Origin of the sequence: Neorhizobium sp. NCHU2750 (assembly GCF_003597675.1) — a bacterium.
Classification (GTDB): Bacteria; Pseudomonadota; Alphaproteobacteria; order Rhizobiales; family Rhizobiaceae; genus Neorhizobium.
In genome coordinates, this window is sequence record NZ_CP030827.1 from 1534138 (window position 1) to 1557421 (window position 23284).

Below are 23284 nucleotides of genomic sequence, written 5' to 3' on the forward strand. Positions count from 1 at the left end.
CCCGGCCGCCATGATCCGCATCGAAAATATCAGCAAGTCGAACAGCCACCGTATCCTCTATATCGAGGCATCGGCAGCGCTCAATCGCGGCGAGAAGATCGGCCTTGTCGGCCCGAACGGCGCCGGCAAGACGACGCTGTTCCGCATGATCACCGGCGGCGAAATTCCCGACGAGGGCCAGGTCTCGGTCGAGAAGAATGTCACGATCGGCTATTTCAATCAGGATGTCGGCGAAATGTCGGGCGTCAGCGCTGTCACCGAGGTGATGGACGGGGCAGGGCCGGTCAGCGCCGTTGCCGCCGAATTGCGCGAACTTGAAGCCGCCATGGTCGATCCCGACCGCATGGACGAGATGGACGAGATCATCGAGCGCTATGGCGAGGTTCAGGCGCGCTACGAGGAACTCGACGGCTACGGACTGGAAAGCCGCGCCCGCGAAGTATTGGCTGGCCTCTCCTTCAGCCAGGAGATGATGGACGGCGATGTCGGCAAGCTCTCCGGCGGCTGGAAGATGCGTGTGGCGCTCGCCCGCATTCTGCTGATGCGCCCGGACGTGATGCTGCTCGACGAACCGTCGAACCATCTCGATCTCGAAAGCCTGATCTGGCTCGAACAGTTTTTGAAAGGCTATGACGGCGCGCTGCTGATGACTTCGCACGACCGCGAGTTCATGAACCGCATCGTCAACAAGATCATCGAGATCGATGCCGGCTCGCTCAACACCTATGCCGGTGATTACGCCTTTTATGAAGGCCAGCGGGCCCAGAACGAGAAGCAGCAGCAGGCCCAGTTCGAGCGCCAGCAGGCCATGCTGGCGAAGGAAATCAAGTTCATCGAGCGCTTCAAGGCACGTGCCTCCCATGCGGCACAGGTGCAGAGCAGGGTGAAGAAGCTCGACAAGATCGAGCGCGTCGAACCGCCGAAGCGCCGCCAGTCGGTCGCCTTCGAGTTCCAGGCTCCGCCGCGCTCCGGCGAGGATGTCGCCAACCTCAAGGGCGTCCACAAGGCCTATGGCACCAAGACGATCTATGAAGGCTTGGATTTTGCCATCCGCCGTAAGGAACGCTGGTGCATCATGGGCGTCAACGGCGCCGGCAAGTCGACGCTGCTGAAGCTGATTGCAGGGTCGGCCGAGCCGGATCAGGGCTCGGTGGCGATCGGCGCCAGCGTCAAGATGGGCTATTTCGCCCAGCACGCCATGGACCTGCTCGATGGCGAACAGACCGTGTTTGAATGGCTCGAATCGGAATTTCCGCGCGCAGGCCAGGGCGCGCTTCGCACGCTCGCCGGATGTTTCGGCTTTTCCGGCGATGACGTCGAGAAGAAGTGCCGTGTACTTTCGGGCGGCGAAAAGGCCCGCCTCGTCATGGCCGCCATGCTTTTCGATCCGCCGAATTTCCTCGTCCTCGACGAGCCGACCAACCACCTCGATCTCGACACCAAGGAAATGCTGATCAAGGCGCTGTCGGAATACGAAGGCACGATGCTCTTCGTCAGCCACGACCGCCATTTCCTCTCCGAACTTTCCAACCGCGTGCTGGAAGTCTCCGCCGAGGGCATCCATCGCTATGATGGCGGCTACCGCGAATATGTCGAGCGCACCGGCTACGAGGCGCCGGGCCTCGTGGCCTGATCAACACAGGCCTCCCTTCAGTTCGTCATTTCAGCAAGCGCGCGATGCAAGGGGGCATCCGAAATCTGGACCAATCCGGTGAACGGCGAATCCATGTCGAGAACAAGATAGATTGATGTTGCCATAAGCAGCGACGCGACGTTGAACACGATAAAGATGACGGTGTTTTTCGGCGCCCGATAGCCGAAACTGGCGAAAATCAGAATCAGCCACGCCACGAGCATGCCAATAACAGGCCGCGGGATGAGACCAGCCTCCTGTTCCACGATCATCCAGCGCTTTTCCACGATCCGGCGATATTGCTGTCTCAGGTCATCGAGCAACGCCTGGCGGGCAGGGTCGGCCGCGGCAACCAGATTGAGTTCGTTGGCAACCTCCGTCAGCCGTTGTTCCGCCTCGTTGCGGCGGTGCTGCACCGCGTCGTCGGCACGGCTAGGATCAGCGATCGCATGCTGGAGATAGACGGCGAGCCCCTGACGCACATTATCTGCGCCATCTCCGTAGAATCGGAGTGACCGGTCGAACAGGATCAACTGTGTCGCATACGCATGCACATTGCTGTCCAGGCTTTCGAATGTGTTTTTCGATGAGTTGATCATAAGACCGAAGACGAGTGAGGTCATCACGACGAAGATATTGGCCACCAGCCTGATGATGACATTTGTTTCTTCGCTTCTGTGTGCTGGCCGTAGTCTCTGATGAAAATGCATCGTGAAGCAGGATGCCGCGCTTAAAAGGACGAAAGTCGTGATCGCTATTGTCAGTCCTTGAGACATGCATGGACCTCGCTGCCCATCGGAATCTAGGCCGTCGCATCGATCGGACAAGATGAAACCGACCGTGGTGCCGCCTATCGATGATTTCGGTCTTGATTGATCTCGTCTCGCCTCTAGCTAGGTCGCCATAGGGTTCGGGCGGCTTATTGAAAGTGTATGGGACGATGATGCTTTATGGCTTTTCAGATATGGAATTTGCGGGCGCTCGCCCGGCTGTCGATTTTGAGTATTCTGCTTGCTGCTTGCTCGATCCCGCCGGACACATCGCGGGTCATCGGTGAAAACGCGACAACCGCGGAAGCCCGCAAGGAACTGGTCGGCTTGGACCAGGACGACATACGCATGTGCGCCGGCTTCCCGACCGCCACCAGTGCCACCGCCGATGGTGGCTCGATCTGGGCCTATCGCGCCGACATGCCGCGCGGCAGCTGGAACGTCGTCAATCCGGCTATAACGCTGTTTGGCGCCATCCCTGCCGTCAACTCCTCGGCAAGCGTCAATTCCGGCGGCAATTGCAGCACCCAGTTCCGCTTTGCCAAGGGCAAGGTCGATGATGTCGAATATGCCGGTGACAACAATACACGGACCGACCTGAACGGCCTCTGCGTCAGCATGGTCGACAACTGCGTGGCTTATGCCCGGCATAAGACGGGGAAATAGGCGACCGCCGTCATCGGCCCGACACGAAAAAAGCCGCGCTGGGCGCGGCTTTTCAAGATCGTGGTGGTCATCGCTCTTAGCGGCAGACGCGCACCGACTCCGTGTGCCAGCCGCCGTTATAGGCGTTTTCGACGCGACGGTCTTCGAACCAGCAACGCGGCGGCGGCGGTGGCGGCTCGACATAGCGGGGGCCGCTGTTTGCGATCGCGCCGCCGATCAGGCCGCCGACGACACCGGCTGCAAGACCACCGGCGATGACGCCGCCGGCGTTGCCGTGGTGATGATGATGGTCATCGCGCGGTGGCGGGCGATGGTGGTGGTCCCAGCCGGGTGGCGGCGGGTCGCGATACTGTGCCATTGCACCGGTGGCAGGCATGAGCGCAGCGCTTGCGGCGATTGCCGCGCAAACTGCGGAAACAACGATTTTCTTCATCTGCATAGTCCTCACGCGCCGGTCTGTCCGGGCGCTTCGATTTGCGACAATGCGCCCCTCTGCCTTAACGTATCTTGAACAAAACCGGTTCCTTTAACACGGCTCGGTGATGTGACGCGGCATCTGCCTGCGGCCCTACTGATGGATCGTGTAGGACCCCATGGCGCACAGATCCTGTGAATCCTCCATGTCCTCATAGCCCGAATCCTCGGTGAATTCGAAGCGCAGGTCGTATTTGCAGACCCGTCGACCATCGGAAATGGTGATCTTCATGCTGTCGCCTGGTTTCAGCACGTCCTTGCCGAAGACATCCTCCTCCCAGTCGTCGATGCCGACAGGGGACGTGTAGAAGCGCTCCAGAACACCATCCGTGTCATTGGTCAGCATGAATGTGAGATCCTCGGCCTGCGAAGCGCCGGCCGAGACAAAAACGGCCGCAGACACGCCTGCGGCGATACGGATCAGTCTTTTCATTATTAGCCTCCCAGCCCATCAGCGGGCTGAAAGAAAAATTAGCATAAGCTTATATTGCTGCAATCGCGGACTGGATTCATGATGAATCCCGGCGTTAACCGTGTCGGGATCGAGGTCATATCGGCTGGATGTTGCCTGCGGGCCGCCTGGTCTTTTCCGCAGGAATTGCCCGGATGCGTGTTCAGGCGACAGGGCGATCCACCTAAAGCGGCTTGCGATACTGGATGAAACCCGGTGCCACGGCCACCCGGTCATAGAGGCGGCGGGCGGAATCGTTCTTTTCCTGCGTCAGCCAGTAGAGCCGTCCGGCATCCTTGTCGCGCGCCAGAAGCGCCACCTTCTCGATCAGCGCCTCGCCGAGGCCGCGACCGCGCTGGCTTTCGTCCACATAGAGATCCTGAAGATAGCAGGTCGTGTCCGGCAGCCATGTCGAGCGATGGAAGACAGCGTGCACGATGCCGACGAGCGTGCCTTCGTCGAAGGCGCCCAGCGCATGCATCGGCTCCGCCGGATCGAAGAAACGCGCCCATGTCAGGTCGTATTGTTCCTTCGGCAGTTCCGATTCGTAAAAGCGAATATAGGCCTCGAACAGTGGCTGCCATGCCTCGCGATCGGACGGGGCGAGCGGCCGGATTTCGATCGGACGACTGGCTGACATGTCTGAGCCTCCTCATAAAAGAAAACGGCGGGGAAAACCCCGCCGTCCAAGTCTAATCCGAAGAATGAGGCTTACGCCATCGCCTTCTTCAGGTTTTCGTCGATCTTGTCGAGGAATGCGGTGGTCGAGAGCCACGGCTGGTCCGGACCGATGAGGAGCGCGAGGTCCTTGGTCATGAAGCCGGCTTCGACCGTGTCGATGCAGACCTTTTCCAGCGTGTCGGCGAATTTCGACAGTTCGGCATTGCTGTCGAGCTTGGCGCGGTGAGCCAGGCCACGGGTCCAGGCGAAGATCGAGGCGATCGAGTTCGTCGAGGTTTCCTGGCCCTTCTGGTGCTGGCGGTAGTGACGGGTGACCGTGCCGTGTGCGGCTTCGGCTTCGACCGTCTTGCCATCCGGCGTCATCAGAACCGAGGTCATCAGGCCGAGCGAGCCAAAACCCTGCGCCACGATGTCGGACTGTACGTCGCCGTCATAGTTCTTGCAGGCCCAGACATAGCCGCCGGACCACTTGAGCGCCGAAGCGACCATGTCGTCGATCAGGCGGTGTTCGTACCAGAGCTTGGCTTCGTCATACTGTGCCTTGAATTCGGCATCGAACACTTCCTGGAAGATATCCTTGAAGCGGCCGTCATAGGCCTTGAGGATGGTGTTCTTGGTCGACAGGTAGCAGGGCACGCCGCGCTGCAGGGCGTAGTTGAACGAAGCGCGGGCGAAATCGCGGATCGAATCGTCGAGATTGTACATCGCCATCGCAACGCCCGAGGACGGCGCGTCGAACACGTCATGCTCGATGGTCTGGCCGTCGTCGCCGACGAACTTGATCGACAGCTTGCCCTTGCCGGGGAACTTGAAATCGGTGGCGCGATACTGGTCGCCGAAAGCGTGACGGCCGACGATGATCGGCTTGGTCCAGCCCGGAACGAGGCGCGGCACGTTCTGCATGATGATCGGTTCGCGGAAAATGACGCCGCCGAGAATGTTGCGGATCGTGCCGTTCGGGCTCTTCCACATCTTCTTCAGCTTGAATTCTTCGACGCGGGCCTCATCCGGAGTGATGGTGGCGCACTTGATACCGACGCCGTGCTTCTTGATGGCATTGGCGGCATCGACCGTCACCTGGTCGTCGGTGGCATCGCGGTTCTCGACGGAAAGATCGTAATATTCGATATCCAGATCGAGATAGGGCAAGATCAGCTTGTCCTTGATCAGTTGCCAGATGATACGGGTCATCTCATCGCCGTCGAGATCGACGACCGGGTTGGCTACCTTGATCTTCTGCATGGACTTCCTCTTGTCGTGAGCGGGCCACATACGGCCCATAAAATGATCAACGGGTTGCGCTATAACATCGCAGTGCAAGAACGCAAAGGCGTGCGCACCGGATTTGCGGCCCGTGGAGGAGATTTTAGCCGGCTTGGGTGAACAAGAATTTGTGCGTTACGATTGGCCATTGCCAAATGCCAAAGCAGCGGTAATGTCCGCCCGATATCAGCTCAAATCCGGATTGCCACCATGCGGACACTGCCGCTCGCGCTCGCCTTCTCGCTCCTGTCCACGATCACGATGGCTGCCGACGTTCCGGCGCCGGTCAAGGAGGTCATGAAGACCACCGAAGACAACTGGACGAGCGCCGACAGCGACTTCAAGTTCATCTTCGATCCGGATCCGCTGGCGAGGCTGTTCAGCAAGAATTTTCAGTCCGTCTATGCCGAGGCCGCCAAGCATCCGGCCTATGAAACGGAAGATGGCCAGCCGGGAGATCCCTTCGGTTATGACGTGATCACCGCGTCACAGGATGGCTGTCCGCTGAAGGACATCACCATGGACGCCGCTGCGCCGGTGAGCGGCAAGACCGACGTCAAGGTCACGTTCAAGCAATGGACCTGCCTCGACGATGCCAGCCTGAAGGATAGCGTCTCCGAAGTGCATTTCGACGTCATCGACGAAGGCGGCAAGCCGGTGATCGATGATATCCATCGCGTCGCCGACGGCGAAACCGATTCCGTCATCGAGGAAATGCAGTCGATCGCCAAGGGCGAATGATGCCGGATTTTAGCCTGGCGGGTCCGGTCTTTCCTTCGGCCCATACCGGGAGCATGCATGCCGGCCTTTAAGCCACTGCAGATATTTGCCCGATACGCCATACCGCTCATCGACCGGCTGCTGGCGCACGACCCCGCCCTGTCGCGCGTCAAGATGGGCGCGCGCGTGACGCTGACGATCGCCGCCTCCATTCTCTCGCTCATTGCCATCCATATTCTGGTGATGCCGCTGCCGCCCATCTCCTATGCGCTGTCGATCGTGCTTTCGATCGAGGGCGGCGTGGCGGTCAAGGATCGCACGCCGTCGGAACAGTTGAAAACGCGCCTGATCGGCTGTGCGGCAAGCCTGTTCTGCATCGGGCTTTCGGCGACACTGGAACCCTACCGGCTGCTTGCGGATCTTTCGTTTCTGGCTGTCATCTTCGCGGCAAGCCTTGCACGCGTCTATGGCCCGCGCGGCCTGGCCGTCGGCATGTTCGCCTTCACCTCCTATTTCATCGGCTCCTATCTGCGGCCGACGCTTGAGGAGCTTCCTCTGGCCGCCATCGGGCCGCTGCTTGCGGTCGCCTACGGCCATCTGATCCGTACCTACCTGTTGAGGGACGACTGGCGCGCCGATCTGCTCAAGGCGCTGCAGGCGATCGAGCGCCGGGTCGTCCGTATCCTGGCGCGTCTCGTTCCTGCGTCGCTGGCAGGGGACATCGGCGAGCAGGACCGCATCGAGTTGCGGCAGATGGAGGAACAACTCAAGGATGTCGTACTGATGGCCGAAGGCCTTCTGCCGCGCAATCCGGAAGGCTCGATGCCGTCCGACGGCCGACCAACTTCCGCACTGACCCTAACCATTTTCGACGTCCATCTGGCGGCGGAAAGCGTGATCGTCCAGTCGCTGCAGGCGCCGCCACCGCTCGGCCTCGTGCGCGCGGTCCTCGACGGCAACGTCGCCAAGGCCAGACGTCTCGCGGAGGCGGCCTGCAGGGATGATGCCGATCCTGCCAGAGCGCCGGCGGTTCAAGCGCTCCTGTGGTTGCAGCAATCGCTGGCCGATCTCAAAAGCCGGGTGAGCGCGGCGGAGGCGGGCGGCTTTCGCGAGCTTGAGGAGGCTCCGTCGGCGGAGCCGCCGAAAAAACCGGATTTCTCCTGGAAAAACCCGACCGTGCGCGCAGCAGTGCAGATCACCATCGCGTCGGGCATCGCCATGATCTTCGGTCTGGCACTGTCGCGCGAACGCTGGTTCTGGGCGGTGCTGACCGCTTTTCTCGTGTTCAGCAATACCCGTTCCCGAGGCGATCAGGCGATCCGCGCCATCCAGCGCTCGGTCGGCACATTGCTCGGCGTGGCGATCGGCCTGGCCGCCGCGACACTGCTTGCGGGGCATGAAGCGGCAACCGTCGCGCTTGCCGCCATCTGCGTCTTCCTCGCTTTTTATTACCTGCAGGTCTCCTACGCACTTTTAAGCTTCTTCGTCACCATCGTGCTGTGCCTCGTCTACGGCCTGATCGGCCAATTGACGCTGGAGGTCCTGCTTCTGCGCCTCGAGGAAACGGTGATCGGCTCGGTGGCGGGCATGTTCGTCGCCTTCGTCGTTTTCCCCGCCTCGACGCGGTCGACGGTCGAATTGGCGCTTGCCCGCTGGTATGATGCGCTCGGCCAGTTGCTCGATGCGGTGGGCGCCGGCGAAGGTCGCTATCGCCTGATCGAACTCTCCAACAAGCTCGACGAATCCTACCGGGACCTGACGGTTGCCGCTCGGCCGCTGGGCAGTCCCTGGTCGCTGGTCACGCGCCCCGGACCGATCCGTCAGACGCTTGCGGTCTATCTGGCTGCATCCTACTGGGCCCGCGTCTTCGCCCGCGACTTTTCCGCCACCCAGAACCGCGACGATCCGGAAATCGCCCGCGCGATCGAGGAGGCGAAAAAGGCATTGCAGAAAGCCGCGGCCAAGGGCGCCACGTGCTTCCGGCTGAAGCGGTCTGGCCATACGGCCGCCGGCAATGCCTCGCTGGCACCGGGGCAGGGCACGGCAAGAGGCGCCGACATGGTCGCCAATCTGCTCAATCGCCTCTATCCGGCCGAGCCGCAGGATGCTGCAGAGGCCGATCCGAAGCAGGCGATGAAACAATAACCGGCTTGCCGTGGCCGCCCGACGGGTCTATTGCCCGGCTTGATAACAAGCGGAAACGAATATGTCGGGTACCAACAGCGAACGCGAACTCATTGCCGAAGGGCCGGCGATCATCCTCGTCGAGCCGCAGCTCGGCGAGAATATCGGCATGGTGGCACGCGCCATGGCCAATTTCGGCCTGGCCGAGCTTCGCCTCGTCAACCCGCGCGACGGCTGGCCGAGCGAGAAGGCGCGCTCTGCTGCCTCCAAGGCCGATCACGTCATAGACGGTACCAAGGTCTACGACACGCTCGAAGACGCGATCCGCGACATGAACTTCGTCTATGCAACGACCGCCCGCGAACGCTACGGCTTCAAGCCTGTCCGTTCCCCGGTCTTCGCCGCCGCGACGCTGCGCGAAAAATTCAAGGCAGGCGAGAAGACGGGTATCCTCTTCGGCCGCGAGCGCTGGGGTCTTTCGAACGAGGAAGTGGCACTGGCCGACGAGATCGTCACATTCCCGGTCAACCCGGCCTTTGCCTCGCTCAACATCGCCCAGGCCGTGCTGCTGATGTCCTATGACTGGATGAAGTCGGGCATGGACGATGTGGAGGAAACCCGCTTCCAGCCGGTCGAACAGCGTCCCTCGACCAAGGAACAGGTATTTGGCCTGTTCGAACATATCGAGGAAGCGCTCGACGCCCGCGGCTATTTCCATCCGCCTGAAAAAAAGCCCAAAATGGTCGACAACCTGCGTGCGGTACTATCGCGACGGGGCTTTACCGAACAGGAAATCAGCGTTGTCCGGGGCGTGATCAACTCGCTTGACCGTTTTCCGCGCAAACACTCGAAAGCGGCAGCCGATAGCGCGGACAGGCCGTCTGCGGATATGACAGGGCCGGGGGCACTGGAGAATGACGTCGAAGAATGAGCTGAAACCGGTCCTGGTGTTCGATTCGGGCATCGGTGGACTGACGGTGCTGCGCGAGGCGCGCGTTCTGATGCCCGAGCGCGGCTTCATCTATGTGGCCGACGATGCCGCCTTTCCCTATGGCGGTTGGGAGGAGGGCGCCCTTCAGGAGCGCATCCTCTCGCTGTTCGAAAAACTGCTCGACGATTACCGGCCGGAAATCTGCGTCATCGCCTGCAACACCGCTTTCACCCTTGCCGGTGCCGCACTGCGCGAAAAATTCCCCGACATGACCTTCGTCGGCACCGTCCCGGCGATCAAGCCGGCCGCCGAACGCACCCGTTCCGGCCTTGTCTCGGTTCTCGCCACACCCGGCACCGTCAAGCGTGCCTATACGCGCGACCTCATCCAGTCCTTTGCCACGCAATGCCATGTCCGGCTGGTCGGCTCGGAAAATCTCGCCCGCATGGCGGAAAACTATATTCGCGGCGGGCCGATCTCCGACGAGGCGGTGCTCGCCGAAATCATGCCCTGCTTCGTCGAGATGGAGGGCGAAAAGACCGACATTGTTGTGCTCGCCTGCACCCATTACCCCTTCGTCGCCAATGTCTTCCGTCGTCTCGCCCCCTGGCCGGTCGACTGGCTTGATCCGGCCGAGGCGATTGCCAGGCAGGCGCGCCGCAAGGTGCCGCTCATCGAAGGTGCCGAACATCCCGACGGCTTCGACTTCGCTATCTTCACCTCCGGCAATCCCGATTTCGCCACCCGCCGTCTGATGCAGGGTTTTGGCCTGCGCACGGATTGAATACACCTCTTGCCAGCGGATGGAATTGGTGGCTTCGTCTTGTGCCAACGGGAGGAACTCATCATGTCGATCGAACACTGGCTCGCATTTGCCGCAGCATCCGCCGTGCTTCTGGCGATACCGGGGCCGACCATCCTGCTCGTCATCTCCTATTCGCTGAGCCACGGACGCAAGGTGGCGAGTGCGACGGTCGCCGGCGTGGCGCTGGGCGATTTTACCGCGATGACGGCGTCCATGCTCGGTCTCGGTGCGCTGCTCGCCACCTCGGCCATGCTGTTCACCCTGCTGAAATGGGTAGGCGCCGCCTATCTCATCTATCTCGGCATAAAGCTCTGGCGTGCTCCGGTCGCGGGGCAGGCAGCGGCCGATGAGGGCGAGACGCCTTCTGTTCTGCCCCTGCGCGTATTCCTTCACACCTATGCCGTCACCGCGCTCAATCCGAAGAGCATCGTCTTCTTCGTCGCCTTCCTGCCGCAGTTCCTCGATCTCGCCCGGCCGCTCTTTTTCCAGATGGTGGTCTTCGAAGTGACCTTCCTCGTGCTTGCGACGATCAATGCGACGCTCTACGGGCTGCTGGCCTCGATGGCGCGCGACACGATCCGCCAACCGAAAGTGCAGAAAGTCGTCAACCGCACCGGCGGCACGCTGATGATCGGGGCAGGGCTCCTGTCGCTCGGTTTCAAACGCGCTGCTGCCTAATCACAAGACCGCTTGCAAAGCCTGTTGATTTTTCTCACTTGCCCGGCGAAACGAATCCCGATCTCTGTTAAGGGGACGGATCGGCGCGTTGCGTGATCGCAACCGGGCGGCCGAGGCACCATCAACAGACAGTCAACGAGGTAAGGCATTGCAGGTCGGCATCGATATGGGAACTGTGACCGGCGGGCAGCCGGCCAAGCTCGATATCGAGGAGCTTCTGGCCACCCGTCTGCTCGTTCAGGGCAATTCCGGCTCGGGAAAATCGCATCTCCTGCGCCGGCTTCTGGAACAGTCTGCCCCCTGGGTGCAGCAGGTCGTCATCGATCCGGAAGGTGACTTCGTCACGCTGTCGGACAAATACGGCCATGTCGTCGTCGATGGTGAACGCACCGAGGCTGAGCTTGCCGGCATTGCCAACCGTATCCGCAAGAACCGCGTCTCCTGCGTGCTCACACTCGAGGGCCTCGATCTCGAAGAGCAGATGCGTGCCGCCGCCGCCTTCCTCAACGGCATGTTCGATGCCGACCGCGGTTACTGGTATCCGGTTCTGGTCGTCGTCGATGAGGCGCAGATGTTCGCCCCCTCCGTCGGCGGCGATGTCTCGGAAGATGCCCGCAAAATGTCGCTCGGCGCGATGACCAACCTGATGTGCCGCGGCCGTAAGCGCGGCTTGGCCGGTGTCATTGCCACCCAGCGTCTGGCAAAACTCGCCAAGAATGTTGCCGCCGAAGCCTCGAACTTTTTGATGGGCCGTACATTTCTCGACATCGACATGGCGCGCGCTGCCGACCTTCTCGGCATGGACCGCCGCCAGGCGGAAATGTTCCGTGATCTGAAACGCGGCAATTTCGTCGCCCTCGGCCCGGCTTTGTCGCGCCGTCCGCTGCCGATCGTCATCGGCACGGTGGAAACCTCGGCCCGTTCGTCGAGCCCCAAGCTGATGCCGCTGCCGGATGCGCCGCAGGATGTCGAGGACCTGATCTTCACGCCCGATCCCGAAGAATTTGCAAGGCCGCTCACAGCCGTGCGACGCCCGACGCCGACACCGCGTCCGACCACCGATATTCTGGCCGAACTCTCTCGCTCGGCGCCGGCTGCAAGCCAGCCATCTCCATCGGAGCCCCGCATCCCGGTGCCGGAACTGACGGAAGAGGAGCGCGAGGAGAGGCTGATGGCGGTACTCTCCGAAATTCTCGACGATCCGCAATCGGCCTATCGCACCGACAGCGTCCTCTATCAGGACTTTCTCGTGCGCGCCCGCATGCGTCGGCTGCCGGGGCCGCCGCTGTCGCTCGGCGATTTCCGCCGCCGCACCGCGATCGCCAGATCCGGTGTCGATGCGGCGACGGCGCAGAGCGAGGCCTGGGCGACCGTTCTGTCGCTGTCGAACGGCGTCTCCGACGATCTTCAGGGCGTCTTCCTGATGATGGCCAAGGCGGCGCTGGGCGCCGAACCTTGCCCGTCCGATGCCCGCATCGCCCGTGCCTATGGCACCCATTCGGCCCGTCGCGCCCGACGTCTTCTCGGTTATTTCGAGGAGCAAGGGCTGATCGTCGTGCATACGGATTTCGCCGGCAAGCGCATCGTCGCCTTCCCGGATCTGCAGGCCGAAACTGCCCCCGGCAGCGCTGAAGCGCAGGATGAGAGCGAGGCCAAACACGCGGCAGAGTAGTATCTTCGCGGCATTTTTTATTTGTGTCACATAAGCTACACGCCAGGGGCGTAAGCCGGTCACGGATAATTCAGCCGTCAGGAGATTATGTGATGTTCAAGGCTCTTTTCCGTACCGGTCCGGCCCTTATCGCCGCGTTGCTCGCAACGTCGACCGTCATTCCGGCACAGGCGCAGGACAGCGCCGAAAAGCTGCTGCAGCGTGCCGCCCAGGGCGATCTCAGCCAGCCCGGTGGTGCCCGTCGCCTGTCCGGCGACATTACCGAAGCCTTCAAGGCCTCGATCGTCGACGGCGCGCCGAAGAACGTCATCCTGCTGATCGGCGATGGCATGGGCGATTCCGAAATCACCGTTGCGCGCAATTATGCGCTCGGCGCCGGCCAGTTCTTCAAGGGCATCGATGCCCTGCCGATCACCGGCCAGTACACCCACTATTCGCTCGACAAGAAGACCGGCAAGCCGACCTATGTGACCGATTCCGCCGCCTCCGGCACGGCCTGGGCGACCGGCGTGAAGAGCTATAACGGCGCGATCGGCGTCGATATCCGCGAACAGCCGCACCAGACACTGCTCGAAATGGCAAAGGCCGCGGGTCTTGCCACCGGCAATGTCTCGACCGCCGAATTGCAGGATGCAACGCCCGCCGTGCAGATCGCCCATGTTACGGGCCGCAAGTGCTACGCCCCGTCCTCGACCACTGAAAAATGCCCGTCCAACGCGCTTGAAAACGGCGGCCTAGGGTCGATCACCGAACAGCTGATCAATGCCCGCGCCGACGTGACGCTCGGCGGTGGCGCCAAGAGCTTCGCCGAAACCGCCAAGGCCGGCGAGTGGAAGGGCAAGACGCTGATGGACCAGGCCAAGGCCCGCGGCTACAAGGTCGTCACCAGTCTCGACGAGATGCAGGCCGTCACCAAGGCTGATGACAGTGCACCGCTGCTCGGCCTTTTCGCCGAAGGCAATATGCCCGTCCGCTGGGAAGGCCCGAAGGCCAGCCACTACGGCAATGTCGAGAAGGAGCCGGTCACCTGCAAGGTCAACGACAAGCGCGGTGCCTCCGTCCCGACGCTCGCGCAGATGACGACGAAGGCGATCGATCTCCTGAAGACCCGGGAAAAGGGCTTCTTCCTGCAGGTTGAAGGCGCCTCCATCGACAAGCAGGACCATGCCGCCAACCCCTGCGGCCAGATCGGCGAGACCGTCGATCTCGACGAAGCCGTTCAGGAAGCGTTGAAGTTCGCCAGGGCCGATGGCCATACGCTCGTCATCGTCACCGCCGACCATGCCCATGCCAGCCAGATCATCGACGCCGAAGCCAAGGCCCCCGGCCTGACCGAGGCGCTGATGACCAAGGACGGCGCCGTCATGGCCGTCAGCTACGGCAATTCCGACGAGGCTGACGACCAGGGCCATACCGGCACGCAGCTGCGCATTGCAGCCTACGGCCCGCGCGCCGCAAACGTCACCGGCCTGACCGACCAGACGGACATGTTCTACACGATCAGCGACGCTCTCGGCCTCAAGCCCCAGAAGGCGGCAATGAAGTAAGGGTTTTAGCGGTTGCGGGCGAATTTTCCGCCCACGACGTTGACAATCCGACGGTTTCTTCTTAGAGACCCCTCCAGCACCGGGTGGCAACGCCCGGTGTTTCATTTGACATGTCCCGTGGCACTCTCCGAACGCTTTCGTGAGAAGCCTGTCAGAACTCTTAAATCAGGGTTCAGAGGAGGGCGTGTTTCCTTGATCCGGTTTGGCAACAAACCGGTGAAACCGTTTGAAAGGAAATGCGATGAGCAAGCGCGAATCGTCCAAGTACAAAATTGACCGCCGTATGGGCGAAAACATCTGGGGCCGTCCGAAGTCCCCGGTAAACCGCCGCGAATACGGCCCGGGCCAGCACGGCCAGCGCCGCAAGGGCAAGCTCTCCGACTTCGGTGTTCAGCTCCGCGCCAAGCAGAAGCTGAAGGGCTACTACGGCGATATCCGCGAGAAGCAGTTCCGCGCCATCTACGAAGAAGCCAACCGCCGCAAGGGCGACACCGGTGAAAACCTGATCGGCCTGCTGGAATCGCGCCTCGACGCCATCGTCTACCGCGCCAAGTTCGTTCCGACGGTCTTCGCTGCCCGTCAGTTCGTCAACCACGGCCACGTCACGGTCAACGGCGTTCGCGTCAACATCGGTTCCTACCGTTGCAAGGCTGGCGACGTCATCGAAGTTCGCCAGAAGTCCAAGCAGCTCGTTACGGTTCTCGAAGCCGTTTCGCTCGCTGAACGCGACGTTCCGGACTATATCGAAGTCGACCACAACAAGATGGTTGCCACTTACGCCCGCGTACCGGCTCTCTCGGATGTACCGTACCCGGTCATCATGGAACCGTCGCTGGTCGTCGAATTCTACTCGCGTTAATCGCGACGAAAATTCCGGACTACGAGTGGCCCCGCAAGGGGCCATTTTCGTATCTGCGGTCAGCAGAACAGTCATGAAGGCATCAAAAAAAGCCGCTCCTTTCGGGGCGGCTTTTTGCTTGGCTCAATTCGTCTTGGCGAAACCGCCTGTCGCTATTTCGAAGCGGACTTCTTGTCGGCTTTCTCGGTCTTCGCTACCGTCGTCGGCGTCATGTTGTCGGTCTGTTTGACACTGTCGTGCGCGGCGGGATCCTGCGGCTTTTCGCCCATCCGGTTCCAGGCGTCGAGGCCGGCGATCTTGTAGGCTTCGGCAAGGGTTGGATAGTTGAACGTGTTCTCGACGAAATATTCGACCGTGCCCTTGAGGTTCAGCACCGCCTGGCCGATGTGGACGAGTTCGGTGGCGCCTTCACCGACAATATGGACGCCGAGCAGGCGGCGGGTCTTGAGCGAGAAGATGAGCTTCAAAAGGCCGCTGTCGAGGCCCATGATATGGCCGCGCGAGGTCTCGCGGAAACGGGCAATGCCGCATTCATAGGGAATGCCGCGCTCCTTCATTTCCTCCTCGGTAAGGCCGCAGGTGGAAATTTCCGGCACGGCATAGATGCCGTAGGGGAAGTATTTCTGCGGCTCCATGGCGATGGCGCCGACGGCGACGCGCGCGGCGATGCGGCCCTGTTCCATCGAGGTCGAGGCAAGGCTCGGAAAGCCGACGACGTCACCCGCGGCGAAGATGCCGGGCACCGCCGTCTCGAACGTCTCCGGGTTGACCCTGAGGCGCCCGCGGCTGTCGGCCTCCAGGCCGGCGGCGGCAAGGTTAAGGCTGTCGGTCGCACCGACACGGCCCGCGGCAAACAGCACCATGTCGGTAATGATCCGGCGGCCCGTATCGACGGAAACGGACAATTTGCCGTCCGGCAGCTTTTCCACCTTCTCCGCCTTCTGGCCGAGCAGGAGCTTCATGTTGCGGTCGCGCAGCTGATAGGTGAAATCCTCGATGATTTCCTTGTCGATGAAGTCGAGCAGCGTCGGCTTCGGATCGATGACTGTCACGGCCGCATCGAGTGCGGAAAAGATCGTCGCATATTCGATGCCGATGACGCCGGCGCCGATGACCACGATCGAACGCGGCAGGTTGTGGACTTCCAGAAGCTCGTCGCTATCGAGAACGCTCTTGCCATCGAACGGGATGGAGCTCGGACGGTAGGGGCGGGTGCCGACGGCCAGCAGGATGCTCTTGCCGGTCACGTTGATGATGTCGTCGTCATCCTTGACGATCTCGATCGTGTCTTTCGAGACGAAGCGGGCCTTGCCGCGGATGTGCTGGACGCGGTTTCGGGCGAACTGGTGTTCCAGCACGTCGACCTCGTGGTCGAGCGTGATCAGCAGCCGGCGGCGCAGGTCTTCCGCGCTGATTTCCTGCTTCACCCGGTAGGAGCGGCCGTAGAAACCGCGTTCGCGCCAGCCGGACAGGTTGAGTGCCGTCTCGCGCAGCGTCTTGGATGGGATCGTGCCGGTATGCACCGAGACGCCGCCAACCCTGCGACCTTGTTCGACGACGAGAACCTTCTTGTCGAGCTTGGCTGCCTGAATGGCCGCGCGGCGCCCGGCCGGCCCGCTGCCAACCACGATGAGGTCGTACTGGTGCATGAAATTCTCCGCGTGAATATCGCTGGCCCCAACAGCCAGACAACCAGACCCGAAACTAGAAGGCTATTCTAAAATTTTGATTGCATGGAACAGCGCATCAAAAAAAATCGCAAGAGGCCAAAACTTGGGCAGGTCGAAAGATTGCCGAAAAAATAACTTGACCGACCCTGCGTGATGTCTTTTCCTGTGACCAATCGGAAATTGGTTCACTAATGGTGCGGCAAGCCGTGACACCGGATAATTCCAACTATGCGCTTGGCCGCTTGCGGGCGATGATCGCTGCAAGCGAGTTCGGCAGCGAAGGCAGGCTTCCGACCGAGAGAGCGCTGACCGATATGCTCGGTGTCAGCCGCCGGGCCGTCCGTCGCGCGCTGGAAGTGCTGGGATCCGAAGGGCTGATCTGGCGTCGCCAGGGGGCGGGAACCTTTGTCGGCGAAAAGCCGGACGGCTGGAGCGACCACGTTGAGGCGCTGGTTGCCGGGACCGACATCATGGAAATCATGGAAGTCCGTCTGCGCATCGAGCCGCAACTGGCGCAGCTCGCAGCAATGCGTGCCAAGCCGGCGGAAATCGAGCGCATGCGGGCGCTTGCCGAAAAGACCGGGCTCAGCACAGACGCCGATTCCAAGGAATTGTGGGACGGCGCCTTTCACCGGCAGATCGCCCAGAGCGCCGGAAATCAGCTCTTCTTGTCGATCTTCGATGTCGTCAATCGCATCCGGCAGGATGATGCATGGCAGTCGATCCGTGAGCGTGCCCGCAGCTTTGCCTCCGACCCGAAGCGTTCATTCAGGCAGCATCTCGCCATTATCGAGGCGATTGCTGCCCGTGATCCCGGCCGGGCAGGCGAGGCGATGCGCGAACACCTTCTCATGCATCAGGAACGTCTCATTCGCGCCACCTCGCTCGAAGCGCTGGGGGAGGCGGCCGAGGCGAGGCCCGCTGAGATCGATCTGCAGAATGCAGAGCCGGATAATGGCGGCGTATTCGGCGCCATGCCCTGACCTGTTTTCGAATGCCCGTTTGAATGCCTGCCGTGCCCTTCGGGTCGGCCAAAAACAAGAAGCAAGAACAATAAGAAAGTCAGAGATAGTCAGACCAGAGGAACGAATTATGAATAGATTTTCCAAATTTTCGGCATCGCTGCTCGCCGGCGCATTGCTGGCTTTTCCAGCCCTTTCGTCGGAACTTCGCATCGGTCTCAACGATGACGCAGATACGCTGGACCCGGCCCAGTCACGCACATTTGTTGGCCGTATCGTCTACACCGCAATGTGCGACAAGCTGCTCGATATCGACCAGACCACCAAGATCGTCCCGCAGCTTGCCACATCCTGGGCGTGGTCCGATGGCGGCAAGGTGCTGACCATGAAGATCCGCGAAGGCGTCAAGTTCCAGGACGAGACGCCGCTCGATGCGGATGCCGTCGTCTATACGATCCAGCGCAACATGACGATGCCGGAATCCCGCCGCAAGAGCGAGCTGGCTTCGGTCGCCAAGGTTGAGGCGACCGGCCCCTATGAGGTCAAGTTCACGCTGAAGTCGCCCGACGTGACGCTGCTGTCGCAGCTGACCGACCGCGCCGGCATGATCGTGTCGCCGAAGGCAGCCAAGGAACTCGGTGCCAATTTCGGCAGCCATCCGGTCTGCGCCGGTCCGTTCAAGTTCGTCGAGCGCGTCCAGCAGGACCGTATCGTGCTGGAAAAATTCGCCGACTACTGGGACAAGGACAAGATCCATATCGACAAGGTGACCTACCTGCCGATTCCGGACACGACGGTCAAGCTCGCCAACCTGCGTTCGGGTGACCTCGACCTTGCAGAACGCATCGCAGCCTCCGACGTCGCGTCGGTCAAGGCCGATCCGAAGCTCAATTATGCCGATGTCATCGGCCCCGGCTACATGGCCATGTATGTCAATATCGGCAACGGCTCGCGCGCCGACAATCCGCTCGGCAAGGACAAGCGCCTGCGCCAGGCCTTCTCGCTTGCCATCGATCGCGAGGCGCTCAACCAGATCGTCTTTGAAGGCACGGCCATGGCCGGCAACCAGCCTTACCCGCCGACGAGCCCGTGGTTCAACAAGGATATCCCGGTTCCGACCCGCGATATCGCCAAGGCCAAGGAGCTGATGAAGGAGGCAGGCTACGATCATCTCGACGTCGAGCTGCAGCATGCCAACAACACCACCCAGACCCAGATGATGCAGGTCATCCAGTCGATGGTGGCCGAGGCCGGCTTCAACGTGACGCTGAAGGCCACCGAGTTCGCCACGCTTCTCTCCGAACAGACCGCCGGCAACTACCAGCTGTCGCGCTCAGACTGGTCGGGCCGCACCGATCCGGACGGCAATCTCCACCAGTTCGTCACCTGCAAGGGCGGCCTCAACGACGTGAAATACTGCAACCCGGAAGTCGACAAGCTCCTGAATGAAGCCCGCACGCTTCAGGACGATGGCGAGCGCAAGCAGCGCTACGATGCTGCAGCCAAGATCCTCAACGACGACATGCCGATCATCTATCTCGGCCATCAGCCCTACGCCTATGCGATTTCCAAGAAGGTCAAGGGCTTCACCCCCTGGCCGGACGGCATGATCCACCTTCAGGGCATCACCAAGGACTGATCTCCTTGCCAAGACTGCCGCACGGGATAGCCCCGTGCGGTTTCCCGACATGAAGAGGGCAAGGCCATGCCTGTTTACATCGGCAAGCGGCTTCTCGTCGCCATCCCGACGCTGCTGATCATTTCGATCTTCGTCTTTTCACTGCAGAAGCTTCTGCCCGGTGATCCGGTGCTTGCCATGGCGGGCGAGGAGCGCGACGCGGCAACGATCGAGTTCCTGCGCGAGAAATACCATCTCAACGATCCGATGCCGGTCCAGTACGCTCGCTGGCTCGGTGGCGTCGTGACCGGTGATTTCGGCATGTCGCTCAGAACCAATCAACCCGTGCTGGAACTGATCGAGCAGAAACTGCCTGTGACCATCCAGCTTGCCGTGATGGCCATGTTCTTTGCCATCATCATCGGCATTCCGATCGGCATCATCGCGGCGGTGAAGAAGAATACCTGGATCGACTACCTTGCCAATATCGTGGCGCTGTCGGGCCTCTCCATCCCGAATTTCTGGCTCGGCATCATGCTGATCCTGCTTGTCTCGGTAAAGCTCGGCTGGCTGCCGGCATCCGGCTACGAATCGATCTTCGTCGATCCGGTCCGCTCCATCGAGACGATGATCATGCCGGCCTTCGTGCTCGGCAATGCGCTCGCCGCAACCCTGATGCGCCACACCCGTTCGGCCATGGTCGCCGTCCTGAGTTCCGATTATATCCGCACCGCCCGCGCCAAGGGCCTGTCGCCGCGTGAAGTGGTCCTGTCGCACAGTTTCCGCAACGCGCTTCTGCCCGTCATCACGCTTCTGGCGCTGCTGTTCGGCGAACTGCTTGCCGGCGCCGTGTTGACCGAACAGATCTTCACCATTCCGGGCTTCGGCAAGATGATCGTAGATGCCGTATTCACCCGCGATTACGCCGTCGTACAGGGCATTGTGCTGTGCACTGCCACCGCCTTCATCCTGATGAACCTCATTGCCGACGTCGCCTATGTCCTGCTCAATCCGCGCCTCAGGGCGACCATCTGAGGCCGAACCCATGACCTCCATCAATCAGCCCGCCATCGATCAGACCACCTCCGTCCCGGTCAAGCGCCAGCAAAGCCGCGCCTGGAGAAAGATGAAGCGCAACAGGTCAGCGCTTGTCGGCATGATCATCGTGCTGTTCTTCGCCATCCTCGCCATTGCCGCGCCGATCCTGCCTATACCCGACCCGATTGCCACCAGCTGGTCGGCGATCCGCAAGGCCCCGTCCGCCGCCCATTGGTTCGGCACCGACGATCTCGGCCGCGACATTCTCTCGCGGATGATCTACGGCGCCCAGGCCTCGCTGATGGCCGGCGTGGTGTCGGTGGCGATCGCGGTCGTCATCGGCGTGCCCTTCGGTCTCGTCGCCGGCTATTTCGGCGGCTGGGTCGATATGGTCATCTCACGCGTGACGGAAGCTTTGTTGGCCATGCCCTTCCTGATCATGGCCATTGCGCTTGCAGCCTTTCTCGGCCCGAGCCTCACCAATGCGATGATCGCCATCGGCCTCTCGGCCATGCCCACCTTCGTCCGCCTGACCCGTGGCCAGGTTCTGGCGGTCAAGACGGAGGATTATGTCGAGGGTGCCCGTTCGATCGGCCTCAACCATGTCGACATCATGACCCGCTATATCCTGCCCAATGTGTTCGCCCCGATCATCGTCCAGGCGACGCTGACCGTCGCGACCGCCATCATTGCCGAGGCGAGCCTGTCCTTCCTCGGCCTCGGCCAGCAGGCGCCGGCCCCGAGCTGGGGCTCGATGCTCAATACCGCCAAGAACTTCCTCAGCCAGGCGCCATGGATGGCGATGTGGCCGGGTATTGCCATCTTCCTCGTCGTCATCGGCTTCAACCTCCTCGGTGACGGCCTGCGTGACGCTCTCGATCCCCGCGAAGCCTGATCGCCGCGCGACCCAAAAGATTTCAAAAGGAATTCACCCCATGACCGATTTCACCACGCGCCCCGAAATCCTCGGCACTTTCGGTGTCGTCACCTCCACCCACTGGATCGCCTCCGCCGTCGGCATGGCGATCCTCGAAAAGGGCGGCAATGCCTTTGACGCCGCTGTCGCCACCGGTTTCGTGCTGCAGATCGTCGAGCCGCATCTCTGTGGTCCGGGCGGCGACATGCCAGCGGTCTTCTATTCCAAGAAGAAGGACAAGGTCGAAGTCATCTGCGCCCAGGGCCCGGCACCGGCCGGCGCCACGATCGAGCATTACACCAAGGAAGGCCTGAAGCTGATCCCCGGCGACGGCCTGCTCGCCACCGTCATCCCCGGCGCCTTCGACGGCTGGATGCTGATGCTGCGCGACTACGGCACGATGAGCGTGCGCGAGGTTCTCGAACCGGCGATCTACTATGCCGAGTTCGGCCATCCGACGCTGCCGCGCGTGTCGAACACCATCAAGGGCCTCGCCGAATTCTTCAAGAAGGAATGGCCGACCTCCTACGAGACCTGGCTGCCGGGCGGTTCGGCACCGGAATCCCATACCAATTTCAAGAACCCGGTATTGGCCGAAACCTACAAGCGGATCGTTTCGGAATCGGAAGCCAAGTCCGGCCGCGAAAACCAGATCGAGGCTGCCCGCGACGCCTTCTATCGCGGTTTCGTCGCAGAGACGATCGACACTTATCTGAAGACCGCAGAGGTCATGGATGCCTCGGGTTCGAAGCACAAGGGCGTGCTGACGGCTGAAGACATGGCGGGCTGGAGCGCCACCATCGATGCGCCGCAGACGCTCGACTACCAGGACTGGACGATCGCCAAGACACCGGCCTGGGGGCAGGGGCCGGTTCTGCTGCAATCGCTGGCGCTGCTGAAAGGTTTCGACCTTGCCGCCATGGATCCGTCCGGCCCGGATTTCGTCCACACCATCGTCGAGGCGATGAAGCTCGCCTATGCCGACCGCGAGGTCTATTACGGCGATCCGGAATTCGGCCAGATCCCGACCGAATTCCTTCTGTCGGAAGGCTATAATGCCGAGCGCCGCAAGCTGATCGGCGACACTGCCTCGCTCGATCTTCGCCCCGGCACGGTACCGGGCTATGAGCGTCAGGTCGATGCGACCATGGCCATGCTCGCCGAAATGAGCGGCAAGGGCACCGTCTACGAGCCGACCATGTCGCACCTGACCGAAAAGCGCGGCGATACCGTCCATATCGACGTCATCGACCGCTGGGGTAACATGGTTTCCACCACGCCGTCCGGCGGCTGGCTGCAGTCCTCGCCGATCGTGCCGGGCCTCGGCTTTGCGCTCAATTCGCGTGCCCAGATGTTCTGGCTGAAGGACGGCCTGCCGACCTCGCTTGCACCGGGCAAGCGCCCGCGCACGACGCTCACCCCGTCGCTGGCGCTCTATCAGGGCAAGCCCTCGATGGTGTTCGGCACGCCCGGCGGCGACCAGCAGGATCAGTGGCAGCTGCCCTTCTTCCTGCGTTACGTCCATCACGGCAAGAACCTGCAGGCGGCAATCGACATGCCGCTCTTCCACACCTCGCATTTCCCCGGCTCCTTCTATCCGCGCACCAGCTCGCCGGGCGAGATCATGGTCGAAAGCACGATCGGCGAGGCAACGCTCGACGAGCTGCGCCGCCGCGGCCACAAGGTCAAGGTTGCCGAGGCATGGTCGGTCGGTCGCCTGACGGCCGCCCGCCGCGATGCGGACGGTCTGCTGCGCGCCGCTGCCACCCCGCGCCTGATGCAGGCCTACGCGGTCGGGCGCTGAAC

21 protein-coding genes are annotated in these 23284 nt (G+C 61.6%); 15 read left to right on the top strand and 6 right to left on the bottom strand.

All coding sequences use genetic code 11. The features are described from left to right. Positions 1-10: 10 nt before the first annotated feature. Positions 11-1633: an ABC-F family ATP-binding cassette domain-containing protein gene (locus tag NCHU2750_RS07510; protein ID WP_119939872.1), complete on the top strand. Its 1623-nt coding sequence runs from the start codon at positions 11-13 to the stop codon at positions 1631-1633. A 17-nt stretch (positions 1634-1650) separates the two neighbouring features. Here the strand turns inward: NCHU2750_RS07510 and NCHU2750_RS07515 are convergent, their stop codons facing one another. Further along, entirely contained in the window at positions 1651-2409 is a 759-nt protein-coding gene (locus NCHU2750_RS07515) for a bestrophin-like domain (RefSeq protein WP_119939873.1), read from the bottom strand. Positions 2410-2583: 174 nt separating this feature from the next. On the opposite strand from NCHU2750_RS07515, the gene NCHU2750_RS07520 reads away from it, so the two are divergent. Then, on the top strand, positions 2584-3069 hold the full coding sequence (locus NCHU2750_RS07520; protein ID WP_245480358.1) for a hypothetical protein: 486 nt from the start codon (positions 2584-2586) through the stop codon (positions 3067-3069). Positions 3070-3145: 76 nt separating this feature from the next. On the opposite strand, the gene NCHU2750_RS07525 is transcribed toward NCHU2750_RS07520, so the two are convergent. The 4 genes from NCHU2750_RS07525 to NCHU2750_RS07540 form a co-directional block, all read right to left on the bottom strand. Then, positions 3146-3502, bottom strand: a complete 357-nt coding sequence (locus tag NCHU2750_RS07525) for a hypothetical protein (protein ID WP_119943081.1) — start codon at positions 3500-3502, stop codon at positions 3146-3148. 135 nt (positions 3503-3637) lie between these two features. After that, positions 3638-3976 carry a hypothetical protein gene (locus NCHU2750_RS07530; protein ID WP_119939874.1) on the bottom strand — a complete coding sequence of 113 codons (339 nt, stop codon included), beginning with the start codon at positions 3974-3976 and terminating at the stop codon, positions 3638-3640. 202 nt (positions 3977-4178) lie between these two features. Continuing rightward, entirely contained in the window at positions 4179-4634 is a 456-nt protein-coding gene (locus tag NCHU2750_RS07535) for a GNAT family N-acetyltransferase (RefSeq protein WP_119939875.1), read from the bottom strand. Positions 4635-4705: 71 nt separating this feature from the next. Then, positions 4706-5917 (bottom strand): NADP-dependent isocitrate dehydrogenase, encoded by a 1212-nt coding sequence (locus tag NCHU2750_RS07540; protein ID WP_119939876.1) that lies wholly within the window; start codon positions 5915-5917, stop codon positions 4706-4708. Between the two features lie 231 nt (positions 5918-6148). Between NCHU2750_RS07540 and NCHU2750_RS07545 the strand changes: the two genes are divergently transcribed. The 8 genes from NCHU2750_RS07545 to rpsD all read left to right on the top strand — a co-directional run bounded on the left by NCHU2750_RS07545 (position 6149) and on the right by rpsD (position 15274). After that, complete coding sequence (locus NCHU2750_RS07545) at positions 6149-6679, top strand: hypothetical protein (protein WP_119939877.1); 531 nt, start codon at positions 6149-6151, stop codon at positions 6677-6679. 57 nt (positions 6680-6736) lie between these two features. Then, positions 6737-8803, top strand: coding sequence for an FUSC family protein (locus NCHU2750_RS07550; protein WP_119939878.1), 2067 nt, complete (start codon positions 6737-6739; stop codon positions 8801-8803). 61 nt (positions 8804-8864) lie between these two features. Continuing rightward, a complete protein-coding gene (locus NCHU2750_RS07555; RefSeq protein ID WP_119939879.1) occupies positions 8865-9713 on the top strand; it encodes an RNA methyltransferase in 849 nt (282 codons plus the stop codon). Beyond that, positions 9697-10497 carry a glutamate racemase gene (gene murI, locus NCHU2750_RS07560; protein WP_119939880.1) on the top strand — a complete coding sequence of 267 codons (801 nt, stop codon included), beginning with the start codon at positions 9697-9699 and terminating at the stop codon, positions 10495-10497. The genes NCHU2750_RS07555 and murI overlap by 17 nt, the downstream gene beginning before the upstream one ends. Before the next feature lie 63 nt (positions 10498-10560). Further along, a complete protein-coding gene (locus NCHU2750_RS07565) occupies positions 10561-11196 on the top strand; it encodes a LysE family translocator (protein WP_119939881.1) in 636 nt (211 codons plus the stop codon). Positions 11197-11344: 148 nt separating this feature from the next. Next, positions 11345-12868 carry a helicase HerA domain-containing protein gene (locus NCHU2750_RS07570; protein ID WP_119939882.1) on the top strand — a complete coding sequence of 508 codons (1524 nt, stop codon included), beginning with the start codon at positions 11345-11347 and terminating at the stop codon, positions 12866-12868. A gap of 92 nt (positions 12869-12960) precedes the next feature. Then, positions 12961-14415: an alkaline phosphatase gene (phoA, locus tag NCHU2750_RS07575; protein ID WP_119939883.1), complete on the top strand. Its 1455-nt coding sequence runs from the start codon at positions 12961-12963 to the stop codon at positions 14413-14415. A gap of 241 nt (positions 14416-14656) precedes the next feature. After that, entirely contained in the window at positions 14657-15274 is a 618-nt protein-coding gene (gene rpsD / locus NCHU2750_RS07580) for a 30S ribosomal protein S4 (RefSeq protein WP_119939884.1), read from the top strand. Between the two features lie 152 nt (positions 15275-15426). Here rpsD and sthA read toward each other — a convergent pair whose 3' ends face one another. Further along, positions 15427-16923, bottom strand: a complete 1497-nt coding sequence (sthA, locus tag NCHU2750_RS07585; RefSeq protein WP_119939885.1) for a Si-specific NAD(P)(+) transhydrogenase — start codon at positions 16921-16923, stop codon at positions 15427-15429. Positions 16924-17135: 212 nt separating this feature from the next. Between sthA and NCHU2750_RS07590 the strand changes: the two genes are divergently transcribed. From NCHU2750_RS07590 to NCHU2750_RS07610, 5 genes are all read left to right on the top strand, one after another. Continuing rightward, positions 17136-17927 carry a FadR/GntR family transcriptional regulator gene (locus NCHU2750_RS07590; RefSeq protein WP_119939886.1) on the top strand — a complete coding sequence of 264 codons (792 nt, stop codon included), beginning with the start codon at positions 17136-17138 and terminating at the stop codon, positions 17925-17927. 109 nt (positions 17928-18036) lie between these two features. Further along, the gene (locus NCHU2750_RS07595; RefSeq protein ID WP_119939887.1) at positions 18037-19545 is read left to right on the top strand and encodes an ABC transporter substrate-binding protein; all 1509 of its coding nucleotides are present in this window, start codon (positions 18037-18039) and stop codon (positions 19543-19545) included. A gap of 66 nt (positions 19546-19611) precedes the next feature. Continuing rightward, positions 19612-20559, top strand: a complete 948-nt coding sequence (locus NCHU2750_RS07600; protein WP_119939888.1) for an ABC transporter permease — start codon at positions 19612-19614, stop codon at positions 20557-20559. Between the two features lie 10 nt (positions 20560-20569). Continuing rightward, positions 20570-21457, top strand: coding sequence for an ABC transporter permease (locus tag NCHU2750_RS07605; protein ID WP_162939530.1), 888 nt, complete (start codon positions 20570-20572; stop codon positions 21455-21457). A gap of 40 nt (positions 21458-21497) precedes the next feature. Next, the gene (locus tag NCHU2750_RS07610; RefSeq protein ID WP_119939889.1) at positions 21498-23282 is read left to right on the top strand and encodes a gamma-glutamyltransferase family protein; all 1785 of its coding nucleotides are present in this window, start codon (positions 21498-21500) and stop codon (positions 23280-23282) included. The last annotated feature ends 2 nt before the right edge of the window (positions 23283-23284 follow it).